The organism is Terrabacter sp. 2TAF16 (assembly GCF_052115065.1).
In the GTDB taxonomy this organism is placed as follows: domain Bacteria; phylum Actinomycetota; class Actinomycetes; order Actinomycetales; family Dermatophilaceae; genus Terrabacter.
On sequence record NZ_JBFRFZ010000008.1, the window covers coordinates 99218 to 112286 of the forward strand.

11 protein-coding genes are annotated in these 13069 nt (G+C 69.2%); 7 read left to right on the top strand and 4 right to left on the bottom strand.

All coding sequences use genetic code 11. From position 1 onward, the window contains the following. The first annotated feature begins 185 nt into the window (after positions 1-185). Genes AB4Z14_RS14400 through AB4Z14_RS14430 form a run of 7 tightly spaced genes read left to right on the top strand, consistent with a single transcriptional unit; the run spans position 186 to position 8507 of the window. Entirely contained in the window at positions 186-761 is a 576-nt protein-coding gene (locus AB4Z14_RS14400; protein WP_442275775.1) for a hypothetical protein, read from the top strand. Between the two features lie 45 nt (positions 762-806). Beyond that, positions 807-1604: a Flp pilus assembly protein CpaB gene (cpaB, locus tag AB4Z14_RS14405; RefSeq protein ID WP_442275776.1), complete on the top strand. Its 798-nt coding sequence runs from the start codon at positions 807-809 to the stop codon at positions 1602-1604. After that, the gene (locus tag AB4Z14_RS14410) at positions 1601-2773 is read left to right on the top strand and encodes an AAA family ATPase (protein ID WP_442275777.1); all 1173 of its coding nucleotides are present in this window, start codon (positions 1601-1603) and stop codon (positions 2771-2773) included. Before cpaB ends, AB4Z14_RS14410 begins: the two co-directional genes overlap by 4 nt. After that, positions 2770-4167, top strand: coding sequence for a CpaF family protein (locus tag AB4Z14_RS14415; protein ID WP_442275778.1), 1398 nt, complete (start codon positions 2770-2772; stop codon positions 4165-4167). Before AB4Z14_RS14410 ends, AB4Z14_RS14415 begins: the two co-directional genes overlap by 4 nt. Then, complete coding sequence (locus AB4Z14_RS14420) at positions 4164-6152, top strand: type II secretion system F family protein (protein ID WP_442275779.1); 1989 nt, start codon at positions 4164-4166, stop codon at positions 6150-6152. Before AB4Z14_RS14415 ends, AB4Z14_RS14420 begins: the two co-directional genes overlap by 4 nt. A 1-nt stretch (position 6153) precedes the next feature. After that, the gene (locus AB4Z14_RS14425) at positions 6154-7074 is read left to right on the top strand and encodes a type II secretion system F family protein (RefSeq protein WP_442275780.1); all 921 of its coding nucleotides are present in this window, start codon (positions 6154-6156) and stop codon (positions 7072-7074) included. 8 nt (positions 7075-7082) lie between these two features. After that, on the top strand, positions 7083-8507 hold the full coding sequence (locus tag AB4Z14_RS14430) for a hypothetical protein (RefSeq protein ID WP_442275781.1): 1425 nt from the start codon (positions 7083-7085) through the stop codon (positions 8505-8507). Between the two features lie 17 nt (positions 8508-8524). On the opposite strand, the gene AB4Z14_RS14435 is transcribed toward AB4Z14_RS14430, so the two are convergent. The 4 genes from AB4Z14_RS14435 to AB4Z14_RS14450 form a co-directional block, all read right to left on the bottom strand. Continuing rightward, the gene (locus tag AB4Z14_RS14435) at positions 8525-9262 is read right to left on the bottom strand and encodes an AAA family ATPase (protein WP_442275782.1); all 738 of its coding nucleotides are present in this window, start codon (positions 9260-9262) and stop codon (positions 8525-8527) included. Between the two features lie 60 nt (positions 9263-9322). Next, positions 9323-10123: a LuxR C-terminal-related transcriptional regulator gene (locus AB4Z14_RS14440; RefSeq protein WP_442275783.1), complete on the bottom strand. Its 801-nt coding sequence runs from the start codon at positions 10121-10123 to the stop codon at positions 9323-9325. Positions 10124-10452: 329 nt separating this feature from the next. Further along, positions 10453-12273: a DEAD/DEAH box helicase gene (locus tag AB4Z14_RS14445; RefSeq protein WP_442275784.1), complete on the bottom strand. Its 1821-nt coding sequence runs from the start codon at positions 12271-12273 to the stop codon at positions 10453-10455. A 64-nt stretch (positions 12274-12337) separates the two neighbouring features. Then, complete coding sequence (locus AB4Z14_RS14450) at positions 12338-12928, bottom strand: hypothetical protein (RefSeq protein ID WP_442275785.1); 591 nt, start codon at positions 12926-12928, stop codon at positions 12338-12340. Positions 12929-13069: the final 141 nt, after the last annotated feature.

A 13069-nucleotide genomic window follows, 5' to 3' on the forward strand; every position in this document is an offset into this window, starting at 1 on the left:
GCTGGGCAGCAAGCGCCGCTTACGTCGAGGTGCGGTCCACCAACAATGCGGCAACGCCGTTTGGGGCAGCTCTTGGCCAGAGCTCGAGCCGGCCGGTTCCCGCTTGCTCCCGCGCGGCCTGGGGGGCGCCCAGTGGGACTGGTAACACGCTGCCGCTCACGGTTGGTAGCTGTGAGTGGTTCAAGATGACGGCGAACGGAACCAAGTACGCCCCAAGCCCTGCCTACAGCCCTGCACCCGGCACGTCGACCACGCTTCTCCCGTCAGTCATTAAGTCGGGTGGATACGTCGTCGGCATCCAGTCGCACGCGGATGCGAACAACGTGGACCCCGCCTGCAGAAAGGCGAATGGCCAGTTCTACCCAGGGGGCTTCGGGTGGCTCGCTGAGACGAACTGTGTGACGAGTATCGCCGCGGACGCGACAGTCACAGGAGACAACGGCGCCTCTGTGCCCAACGGCTGCAAGACCTCCGCGAATCTCGACCAGTACCTGGGCAAGGAGGTGTTCATCCCGGTCAGCGAGACCGTCACGGGCAACGGCAGTTCAGGCACCTACACGATGTCCGGCGTCGCTTCGTTCTTCTTGGCCGGGTACTCGTCGTTGCCCGCCGCGGGCTCCAACGCGGTCTACAAGGACGAGCTCAACGTCTGCAGTTCCAAGTGCATCTGGGGCTGGTTCACGTCCGCCCTCCTACCGGTTGGGGCATCAATCAGCTCCGGTCCGTCGAAGGGCGGCAAGGTCGTCGCCCCCGCAGGCTGACACCAGACGCACGACCATGAACTTCTTCTCTGGGGGGATCTCCGCATGAACCGTCGTATTCTCGCCATCGTCGTGGCGCTGGCCCTGGCTCTCGGTGGTGGCCTGCTCGTCATCACGTACGCGCGCAACGCCGACGCCCGAGCCATCGCCGCTGAGTCGCCGGCTCCGGTCTGGGTGGCGCAGCAGCCGATCCCTGCAGGCACCACGCTCAAGGACGCTCAACGCACCGGGCTCATCGCCCAGACCTCCGTGAGCTCGAAGGCCGTCCCCGTCGGTGCGCTCCAGGACATCAACGCGGACAACAACGCACTCCTGGCGACGTCCGACATCCAGGCGGGCGAGTACCTGCTGGCGGCACGCTTCGGCACAGCGCCGGCGGGCACGAAGGCGATCGAGGTCCCTACCGGGATGTTGGCCGTGTCACTCCAGCTCTCCGACCCCGCCCGAGTGGGCAAGTTCGTGACCCCTGGATCACACATCGCGCTCTACCAGTCGTACAAGATCAAGGACCTTCGTGACACCCCGGAGGCCAAGATTCTCAACGAGAACGACGTCCACGGCACGAGCCTGCTCCTGCCGGACGTCCTGGTGATCGCCATGGGTGACGCGCCACTCGCCGGCCAGGCGGCTGCCCCGCCCGTCGAGGGTCAGCCCGCCACGGCTGCCGGAGCGAGCGGGGGTTACCTCGTCACCGTCGCCATCAAGCCGACCGATGCTCCAGTCCTGATCCACGGCATCAACAACCGTCAGCTCTACGGCGCCCTGCGTGGTTCAGACGTCAAGATGGACCCGGGCCTCGAGGTCACGGACCTCCAGCTGCGAGATGCGGTGACCGGCCAATGACGATCCTCTGGGACTACGACCCGGCCGCGGCCGACACCTACCGTTTCGCCCTCGGCGGCGACGCGCTCCACCTCAACTCGGCTCCGCGCGTCAGCCGCGCTCTCGAGGAGGACCGCAACCAGTCGCTGGTCGTCATCGGCCCCGACATCGACCTCGACTCGGCGTGCGAGCTGGCCGAGCGTGAGCGCATCGACCGACCGGAGCTCGGCGTCATCCTGCTCCGGCACCGCCTCGACGTCACGGCGCTCGCGCAGGCCCTGCGCAGCGGCGTCCGCGAGGTCGTCCAGGCCGACGACCAGACGGCGCTCGCCGACGCGGTTCGCAGGTCGGTCGCGCTGACGCAGCAGCTCAGTGGCCACGGGACAACGGTCGGAGGGCGTGACGGCAAGATCATCACCGTCTTCAGCGCCAAGGGCGGCGTCGGCAAGACGACGATGTCGACCAACCTCGCCGTCTACCTCGCCTCGATCGGAGCCAAGACGCTCCTCGTCGACCTCGACCTCATGTTTGGCGACGTCGCGATCAGCCTCCAGCTCCAGCCGCACGGCTCGGTGCGAGACGTCGTCGCCATGAGCGGCCACCTCGACGACCAAGGTGTGCAGTCCGTCGTCACCCGCCACGAGGTGAGCGGCCTTGACGTCATAGCTGCTCCGGCTGACCCGGCCGACGCCGACCGCGTCCCGTCGCACGTCATCATCGAGCTGCTCCGCGTGGCGCGGGGGCAGTACGACTACGTCCTCGTCGACACCCCACCGTCCTTCACCGAGCACGTGCTCGCGGCCTTCGACGTCAGTGACCTCACGGTCCTCATCGCGACGCTGGACATCCCCGCGGTCAAGAACCTGCGCATCGCGATCAACACCCTGGACACGCTCGGCGCCTCGAGGGAGGCCCGGACCATCGTGCTCAACCGCTCCGACGCCAAGGTCGGGCTCAAGCCCGACGACGTCGAGGCCGCCCTCAAGGCGCCGATCTCGGCAAACGTCCCGAACAGCCTCACGGTGCCGGCCTCGGTCAACCGTGGCGTCGCGCTCGTCCTCGACGACCCGCGCAACCCGGTGTCACTCGCCATCCGCGACCTCGCCGACCAGGAGATCCGCCGCCGGTTCGGCGAGGACCTGCAGAACGGCGCCAAGCGCAGCTTCGGACTCTTCGGGAGCAAGAGATGAGCAACCTCGCCGAACGCCTCGAGCGGGCCCGCCAGTCGACGCAGATCAACGAGCCCGCGCCGAGCACCAACGGACAGGTCCGCATCACGAACGGCGCCGCACCCGTGCGCCGCCGCGGCGTCGACCCCTTTGCCGGCGTCAAGGAACGAGTCCACCAGGCCCTCGTCGCCTCGCTCGGGCCACGCCTCTATGACCCGAACCTCAGTGAGAACGAGCTCGCCTCACAGGTGCGCACCACGCTGCAGGAGGTCATCGACTCCGAGCAGACGCCGCTCTCGCACTCCGACCGCACCCGCATCGCCCAGGACGTCTCCGACGACATCCTCGGCCATGGCCCCCTCGAGCCCTATCTGCGTGACGCAGAGGTGTCCGAGATCATGGTCAACGGGGCCGAGGACATCTACATCGAGCGCGCCGGCAAGATCTTCCCGGTCGACGCGCGCTTTTCGGACGAGGCCCACCTGCGCCGCACCATCGACAAGATCGTCGGTCGTGTCGGCCGTCGTGTCGACGAGTCGAGCCCCATGGTCGACGCGCGCCTGCCCGACGGGTCCCGTGTCAACGCCGTCGTGCCGCCGATCGCTCTCGACGGGTCGATGCTGACGATCCGAAAGTTCTCGGCCGACCCGTTCACCGACCGCGACCTCATCTCGTTCGGCACGTTCACCGAGAACGTCCGGGACTTCCTCAGCGCCTGCGTCAAGGGCCGCCGCAACATCATCATCAGCGGCGGCACCGGCTCGGGCAAGACGACGACCCTCAACGTGATCAGCTCCTTCCTGCCCCACGACGAGCGCATCGTCACCATCGAGGACGCCGCCGAGCTCCAGCTGCAGCAGCAGCACGTGCTGCGGCTGGAGGCCCGTCCGGCCAACATCGAGGGTCGCGGTCTCGTCTCCATCCGCGAGCTCGTCAAGAACACCCTGCGTATGCGCCCCGACCGCATCATCGTCGGTGAGATCCGAGACGGTGCAGCCCTCGACATGCTCCAGGCCATGAACACCGGTCACGACGGGTCCATCACCACGGTCCACGCCAACACGCCCCGAGACAGCCTCGCTCGTCTCGAGACGATGGTCCTCATGGCCGGCGTCGAGCTGCCCGTGCGCGCGATCCGCGAGCAGGTGGCCGGCGCCGTCGACCTCATCGTCCAGCAGTCGCGACTCAAGGACGGGACGCGCCGCATCGTCGCGATCTCCGAGGTCGTGGGCATGGAGTCGGACGTCATCACTCTCCAGGACATCTTCACCTTCAACTACGGCGCCGGCCGTGACGAGAACGGACGCTTCCTCGGCGGCCTCATGCCGACGGGTATCCGTCCCAAGTTCACCTCCGACCTCGCCGACGTGGGTGTCGAGCTGCCCGTCAACCTGTTCTCACGGTCGACGCTGTGAACCGTTCGACCCGTCGCGTCCTCACCGGTCTGACCGCCTTGGCGGTCGGGCTCGTGGTGCTGCCCGCCGGCGCCGCCCGGGCCGACGGCGTCTCGGTCGGCCTCAGCAACGTCAAGGCGACCTCGTCCGGCTCGGGCTCGACCGTCACCGGCGTCATCACGCTGCGCAGCAAGGAGGACGTGCAGCTCGACCCCAAGACACTGAAGCTGAAGGTCGACGACGAGCCGTTCCCCGCGACCGTCAAGCAGGCCGCCAAGCTCGACCGACGCGCGATGCTCGTCATCGACACGAGTGGCTCGATGGGGGCTCAGGGCATGTCGACGGTGCGCAAGGCGTCTGCGACCTACCTCAAGACGGTGCCGGCTGACGTCAAGGTCGGAGTCGCCTCCTTCGCCAACACGGCGGGCGTCGACCTCGCGCCGACCGTCGACCGAGCCGCGGCCCAGCGCGTCATCAACGGCCTCGACTCGCGCGGCGACACCAGCCTGTATGCCGCCATGCAGAGCGCCGCTGCCGCGCTGAGCGGGACGGGAGACCGGAGCATCGTCCTGCTCAGCGACGGTGCCGACACCGTGGCCGACAACAAGGCTCTCGCACTCACGAACGCGGTCGCCAAGCTCAAGGCCGGTGGCATCCGCGTCGACGTCGTGCGTTTCAACACGAACGACCCCGAGGCCACGAAGGCTCTTCAAGCGTTCGCAGACACCAACGGTGGCACCGTCGTGGCCGCCGACAACACGGCCGGCGTGAGTGCTGCGTTTGCGGCGTCGGCGCAGGCGCTCAACCGCCAGGTCCAGTTCTCGTCAGCAATCCCCAAGCCGCTCAACGGTCCTCACCGGTACGAGATCTCCGGCGTCGCCGGCAGCACCGTCTTCGGTTTTGCGCGGGAGGTCACTTTCGCGGCGCCGGCGACCGCGCCGAAGCCTTCTGGGTCGACGCCGGCACCGGTGGCAGCGCCCGCGCCCCAGGCCGCGGGCGTCAGCCTGGGACCGGTCCCGATCACGGACCGCACGCCCTTCATCGCGGGCGGTTTGCTGGCTCTGGCGCTCTTCGTCGTGCTCTCGACGTCGCTCATGCCGACGCTCCAGACCAAGCGTGAGCGCCGGGTGGCCTCGATCGACTCCTACGTCGTGGGCGACACGGTGACACTTTCCCGCCAGGAGATGAAGGCCGCGCAGAGCACCATCACGGCGCAGCTGCTCGACATGGGCGACCGCGTCATGAAGGACCGCAAGTCGACGAGCAAGACGATGGCCCTCATCGAGCGCGCCGACCTGCCCTTCCGGGCGGGGGAGTGGCTCGTGCTGCGTGTCGTCGCGGTGATCGTCGCCATGGCCGTGGGGCTGGTCCTCGGCGGGCAGGCCAAGATCATCGGGCTCATCGGCGGTGCGGTGCTCGGCATCTTCATCATGCCGGTCGGCCTGCGCTTCGCCGCCTCTCGCCGGGCCCGCAAGTTCGAGGCACAGCTGCCCCAGATCCTGCTCCTCATCTCGACGAGCCTCCGCAGTGGCTTCGGACTGCCGCAGGCCCTCGACGCCGTGGCCCGGGATGCCGCCGAGCCTGCCGGCAAGGAGTTCAGCCGAGCCCTCGCAGAGACGCGCATCGGCACCGACATCTCGGATTCCCTCGAACGCGTGGCCGACCGCATGGAGAGCACCTCGATGCACTGGACCGTCATGGCGATCCGCATCCAGCGCGAGGTCGGCGGCAACCTCGCCGACACGCTCCGGACGACGGCCGGGACGCTACGCGAGCGCGAGTCGCTGCACCGTCAGGTCGCGACGCTCTCCGCCGAGGGGCGACTCTCCGCCTACATCCTCGTCGCACTGCCGATCTTCATCTTCATCTACATGACGAAGGTCAACTACGAGTACGTCAGTCTGCTCTGGACGACGACCGTGGGCTTGTTCATGAGCGTGGGTGGGCTCATCTCTCTCGGAATCGGCATCGTGTGGATGCGCCAAGTCGTGAACATCGAGGTGTGACGTGAACCTGAACCCCGTCTACGTCGCCGCGGGACTCTGCGGCCTGGGGCTGCTCATCGCCGTCCTGAGCCTGACGTTCTCCGGTGGTGAGCCGCGCGGAGTCGCCAAGTCCCTCATGCTCATCGAGAACTCCGTCGACCGGCGTACTGCCGTCACCACCGATCTCGCGGCCAAGGACCGTCTCGTCGCGCCCATCCTCGAGCGGACCAAGGGACTGGCCCGCGCGCTCTCGCCCGGTGGCGCGGACGACCGCTACACGAAGCTGCTCGACCAAGCAGGAAATCCGGCGGGCTGGACCGTCGAACGCATCCTCGGGCTCAAGGGTGCAGCCCTGCTGATCGGCGTCGTCCTCGGCGCCTTCTACGGCAAGTTCCAGCTGCCCAATGCCTTGCTCTTCGCCGTCATAGGTGGCGCCGCGCTCTTCTTCCTCCCGGACATCCTCATCAAGAACGTCGCGCTGCGTCGGCAGGAGGAGACGAGCAAGAGTCTCGCTGACGCGCTCGACATGCTCAGTGTGTGTGTCGAGGCCGGGCAGGGGTTCGACTCGGCGCTCCTTCAGGTGGCGCGAAACGTCGAGGGCCCGATCTCCGGTGAGTTCGCGCGCGTCCTCTCCGAGATCCAGATCGGCAAGTCGCGCGGCGAGGCCTTCAGCTCGATGGGCGACCGCGTCACCCTGCCCGAGGTGAAGAACTTCATCACTGCCCTGGTCCAGGCTGACCGTCTCGGTCTGCCCATCGCGGGGGTCCTGCGCGAGCAGACCGTCAACATGCGCCTCGTTCGTCGCCAGAAGGCAGAGGAGAAGGCCCAGAAGGTCACCATCAAGATCCTCTTCCCGCTGATGTTCTGCATCCTGCCGGCGCTCTTCATCGTCATCATCGGCCCGGGCGGCATCCGCATGATGCAGGCCTTCAGCGGCGGCTGATCGACACCGTGGCCGTCGTCACGGACCCGAGGACCGGTGCGGCCCAAGACCACGGGCCGAGCTCACCGGCGGCTCGGATCGGCTGGCTCCTGCCCGCCCTGGTCCTTGCGCTGTTCGCCCTCAAACCGCTCGGTCCGCTCAAGGACCCAGACGCGTACTGGCATGTCGTGGCGGGCGAGCACCTCACGCAGACAGGGCAGTTCGTCCTCAACGACCCTTTCGGTGCCGCGACCGAGAAGGTGTGGATCCTCAACCAATGGCTCCCCGAGGTGCTCATGCACGGGGCGCACGCGGCCTACGGCCTCGCTGGCGTCGCGTGGCTGCTCTGCCTGGGTTCGCTGCTCGTCGGTGTCGCTGTGTATGCAGCGTGCCGGCGTCGTTCGTCAGCCCTCGTCTCGGCCGTCGTCCTGGCGGTGACCTTCGTCGCCCTGAGCGGGAGCCTCTCGCCCCGACCCCAGCTCGTCACGTTCGCTCTGGCCGCGGTCACGACGAGCACGTGGCTCCTGACCCGCGAGGACGGACGTGCCCGGTGGTGGCTCGTGCCGCTCACGTGGCTCTGGGCGTGCAGCCACGGCATGTGGTTCATCGGCCCCGTCCTCGGTGGCGTTGTCGTGCTCGGGATGTTCCTCGAGCGACGCCTCTCGCTCGGCGATGCGGCGCGGCTCGCCCTCGTGCCCGTGCTCTCGGTGGCCGTCGCTGCCCTGACGCCTGTGGGACCTCGACTCTTCGTCTCACCCTTCCAGGTGAGTGGCGTGACTGGGCTGATCAGCGAGTGGCAGCCCCCGGGCCTGGCTGACCCGGGGCTGCTCGCGGCGTTGCTGCTCGTAGCCGTGGTGGTCGTGGACCAGGTCGTCCGTGGCCGTGGGGAGTGGACGGTCGCGCTGCTTGCCGTCCTGGCCCTGGTGCTCGCAGTCACGTGGTCCCGAACCACCGGGCTTGCCGCGGTCGTGGTGGCACCCTTGGCCGCCCTGGCACCCCAACGACTCACCCGACAGAAGGCCTCCGCCGTCCCGCGCCGTGAGCGGATCGCGGTGCTGCTCTCGGGCGGCCTGAGCCTCGTGCTGGCGGCCGTCCTCGCCCCGGTGGCTGCGGCCTCGCCCGGGATCGGACCGAACGGGCTGGACGCCGCGCTCGACCGGCTCCCTGCCGGCACTGTCGTGTGCAACGACCAGGCAGACGGCGGGTGGCTCATGCTTCGTCATCCCGGACTGCGTCCCACCATGGATACGCGCGTCGAGCTCTACAGCGTGGAGCGCATCCGGCAGTACCTCTCTTTCGTGGCCGGCGAGCCCGGCTGGCAGGCCTACACGTCTCGCGTGGGCTGCACCTACGCCCTGATGCCCACCGACGCGGCGGTCGTTCCCGTCATGCGTGGCACGGGTTCGTGGAGCCTCGTGGCTGAAGTCGGAGGCTATGTACTCCTCAAGGCCTGAGGCATGCTGACGTCCGCTCAGTAGCGGAGGTGCCGCAGGTAGCGCTCGGGTGCTTCGAGGAAGCGGCGGTGGTGGTCCACGACGTCGAGGTCGTCCCAGGCCCGCTCGTGGATGCCGTCCTCGTCGAACTCGAGGATCAGCGCACCCGGCAGGCTCGCCACGACGGGCGAGTGGGTCGCGATGAGCACCTGCACACCCGGCTGGGACACGAGCTGGATCAGGGCCCCGACGAGGGCGAGCTGTGCGTGGAAGGACAGTCCGGCCTCGGGCTCGTCCATGACGAAGAAGCCCTCACCGGTGAAGCGGTCCGAGTTGAGCATCGCGAGGAACGACTCTCCGTGGCTCAGCTCGTGGAAACGCGGCTCGGGACGGCGCGACGGGTTGTCCTCGAGGTAGGTGAACAGGCCGTGCATCGTCTCGGCGCGCAGGAAGTAGCCCCATCTCGAGGCGCCCGCACCCCGCTCCAGTGAGATCGACTGTGACAGAGGCGACTCCGTCGGACGCGTGGCATGCAGGGCGCCCGTCGAGCCGCCTTCGGGAGCGAGGCCGTATGCCACCGCGACCGCCTCGACGAACGTGGACTTCCCGGTGCCGTTCTCACCGACGACGATCGTCGCGGGTGCGAGGTCGAGGCCTCCGTCGAGAACGTGCGCGACCGGGGCGAGGGTCGCCGGCCACTGGTTGGCGGTGAGCGTGGCGTCGGTCGACCGTCGCACGCGCCGCACCGGCAGTGGTGCGGTCCAGTCGTCCCCCATGTGCCGACCCTACGAGAAGGCCGGGGCGCGCGGGGCGGAGCGGACGGCATACGCCATCGGTCAGCCGTGGTCCTGCTGGGCCGCCCACCATGCCGCGGCGGAGGCTCTGCCGCGGCGACCCGACTGCTCGTAGACGGAGCTGAGGTGCTTGCGCACCGTGCGCTCGGTGATGCCGAGACGACGGGCGATGCGCAGGTTGGTCCACCCGGCGGCGGCGAGGCTCAGCACCTCCGCCTCGCGCTGGGTGGGGCGGTAGGCGGCGCAGAGGGCGGCGATCGGCGCCAGGTCGCTGAGGGAGCCGCAGGTCAGCGCCGTCCCGTCGTTGCTGAGCACCGCGATGGTGTCGTCGAGAGCGGCCCGGAACGCCAGGGCTGCCGCGAGGGGGCGCTGGATCGCCTCGAGCAGGTGGAGGTCCTCCGTGCTGAAGTCGACGGTGCCGCGGTGGGCGCCGAGGAACACGACGTCGGTCGCCGAGCTGTGGAGCATGACCGCCACCGGGTATCGCCCGCCGACGTGTCCGTGCATCCGCTCGTAGACGTCCGTGTGCCAGAAGTCCCTGATCGCGACGAGGTCGCTGACCCGGACCGCGCCGGCGGTCGACAGCACGGGGATCGCCGGGTGCCGGTCGGCGACCTCGGCGGCGAGGCGACCCATCGCAGGCGTGATCGGGGCCGATCCGGCGACATCCACCGACACGTCGATGCCCTGCCTGGTCCGACGGAGGCGGGTGAGCCCCACGCCCGTGTCGGCCCGCAGGACCTCGACGACGGCGGGCAGCAAGGGGAGCAAGGGCTCGCCGCGCGCGGCAGCCACAGCGAGGTCTCGCGCCACGCCGGCGGACGCCACCTGTCGACTGGGCACCACGTCTCCTCCTCCAACGACGGCTGCCGCCGCCGTCAGCCGAAGCCCTGCGAAGAGCCGAGCGCGGTCGCCGTCAAGGTGTCTGAAACGACACTCGACAGTGAACCGCTCCGGCCTTCAGAATGGCACGACGAGGGTGGGGGTTGGACGAGTTCGTGGAGGTCCGTCGGCGTTCAGGGAGCCGGGGGTCTGGCACGAGCTGACGGAACGGCAGGGTGTGCTGCACAGGGGGGAGCGCACCGTGCGCCGTCGGGAGCCCCTTCGATGGAGGGGTCCGCTGTCAGCGGCCGGACCGTGAGGCCGAGGGCCGACGCGGCGCGTGGGGCGAGTCAGTCGCGCGGGCCCTTGCGGTACGGCTTGGACTGCGCCGGACGGCTGCCGCGCTCCTGCGACTCGCTCAGCTCGATGAGCTGACCCGAGATGCGCGTGGAGCGCAGCTTGTCCCACGTGCCGGGCGGGAGGGTCGCCGGCAGCTCGACGAGCGAGTGGTCGGCGCGGATGTCGATGTGCCCGAAGTCCTGGCGCCCCAGACCACCCTCGTTGGCGAGGGCGCCGACGATCTGGCGCGGCTCGACCTTGTGTCGTCGGCCGACCGCGATCCGGTACGTCGCCATCGGGCCGGACGTGCCGCGCCTCGGTCCCCGGTCGCCTCGGTCTCCGCGGTCGCTCCGGTCGGTGCGACCTGGCCGACCTCCGCGGTCACCGCGGTCGTCACGACGGTCGCGCGGGCCGCGGTCGTCGAAGGTCCGTGCGGCACGGACCGGCTCCGGGTCGAGCAGCATCGGCTCGTCACCCTGGAGCACGACGGCCAGGGCCGCAGCGACGTCCGCCTCGGGCACGTTGTGCTCGTTGACGTAGTGGGCGATGACGTCGCGGAAGAAGTCGACCTTGTCGGTCGAGAGGGCCTCGGTGATGGCGTCGTCGAACCGGGTGAGGCGCGTCGCGTTGATGTCGTCGACCGTGGGCAGGTTCATCGGGGTGAGCGACTGCCGGGTCGCCTTCTCGATGGCCTTGAGCAGGTGGCGCTCGCGCGGCGTGACGAACGAGATCGCGTCCCCGCTGCGGCCGGCCCGGCCGGTGCGCCCGATGCGGTGCACGTAGGACTCGGTGTCGGTCGGGATGTCGTAGTTGACGACGTGGCTGATGCGCTCGACGTCGAGCCCGCGGGCCGCGACGTCGGTGGCGACGAGGATGTCGAGCTTGCCGGACTTCAGCTGGTCGACGGTGCGCTCGCGCTGGTTCTGGGCGATGTCGCCGTTGATCGCCATCGCCGAGAAGCCTCGCGCCCGGAGCTTCTCCGCGAGCGTCTCGGTCTCGTTCTTGGTGCGGACGAAGACGATCATCCCCTCGAAGTTCTCGACCTCGAGGATGCGGGTCAGGGCGTCGACCTTCTGCGGGTAGCTCACCGTGAGGTAGCGCTGCGTGATGTTCGGCGCCGTCGACGTCGTCGTCTTCACGGTGATCTCGACGGGGTCCTGGAGGTACTTCTTCGAGATGCGCCGGATCTGCGCGGGCATCGTCGCCGAGAAGAGCGCGACGTGCTTGTCGTCCGGGGTGTCGGCGAGGATCGTCTCGACGTCGTCGGCGAAGCCCATCTTGAGCATCTCGTCGGCCTCGTCGAGCACGAGGAAGCGCAGCTCGCTCAGGTCGAGCGTGCCCTTCTCGAGGTGGTCCATGATGCGGCCGGGGGTGCCGACGACGATGTGGACGCCACGGCGCAGCGCGCTCAGCTGGACGCCGTAGGCCTGCCCGCCGTAGACGGGCAGCACGTGCACGCCCCTGAGGTGGGCGGCATACCGCTCGAAGGCCTCGCAGACCTGCAGGGCGAGCTCACGCGTCGGCGCGAGGATCAGTGCCTGCGGGCTCTTCTGCTTGAGGTCGAGCCGGCTGAGGATGGGGAGAGCGAAGGCCGCCGTCTTGCCCGTGCCGGTCTGGGCGAGGCCGACGACGTGGCGCCCGTCGAGCAAGGCCGGAATCGTCGCCTCCTGGATCGGCGACGGGTACTCGTAGCCGACGTCGCGCAGCGCCTTGAGCACCTTGTCGTCGAGACCGAGGTCGCCAAACGAGACGCGTTCGGGCTCGACCGCGCCCGGCTCTACCTCAGGGGCATCGGTCTCGGGTGCTTCGGACTCCAGGCTGCGCTCGCTCACCCCCTGACGGTAGTGCCTCGGAGGGGGTGTGCGACACGCGATGCCGTCGGCCCCCGCGTGTGGGTCAGGCGGGCAGGGGGAAGACGTCGGAGATCCGGCAGGCGCCGCCACCGTCCGTGATCGGCGGCGTCGAGCGCCGACCGCTGCAGATCGTGACCGGCTGCGAGCCGACCATCGGCGAGCAGTCGCATCGGTAGCGGGTGTAGGTGACGCAGACCTCGCTGTTGGAGCTCGTGCCGCTCGCCGCTCCGTCGGTGTAGAGCAGCACCCGCTGCGTGCCGGCGCCGCTCCGGGTGCACCACTGGTGGTTCGTCGGGGCGCTGCCGCACGAGGAGCACGTGCAGGAGCCGCTCTTCACCGACACGGAGTAGTGCGGCTCAGCGATGCCGTCGACGGTCACCCCGGTGATGACCGTGACCGTGTTGTCGGAACCGCCGGCGCTCGTGGCGACGAGCTCGAAGACGTATCCCTTGTACGTGTCCGACGAGCCGCCCGGGAGCTTGCAGGCGGAGCCGCCGAAGGTGAGCGGGGCCACGGACGCCGCCACCACCGGCGCCGGCGCGGCGACGAGCACCGCGGGCATCGTCCAGGCGGCACCCTTGACGACCGTGCGTCGGCTCGGGCTGTGAGACGCGTTGGCGTCGTCGTGCGACATGCATCCTCCGGGTGGGGGCGGGGGGCGGCCGCGTCCCGGGCTGTTTCAGGAACGACACGTATGCCCTGTATGCCCGCTTTGTATCACCGGATCGGACGGCTCGTCGGCGAAACGGACGCGAAAGCCGGCCTCACGCGCCCG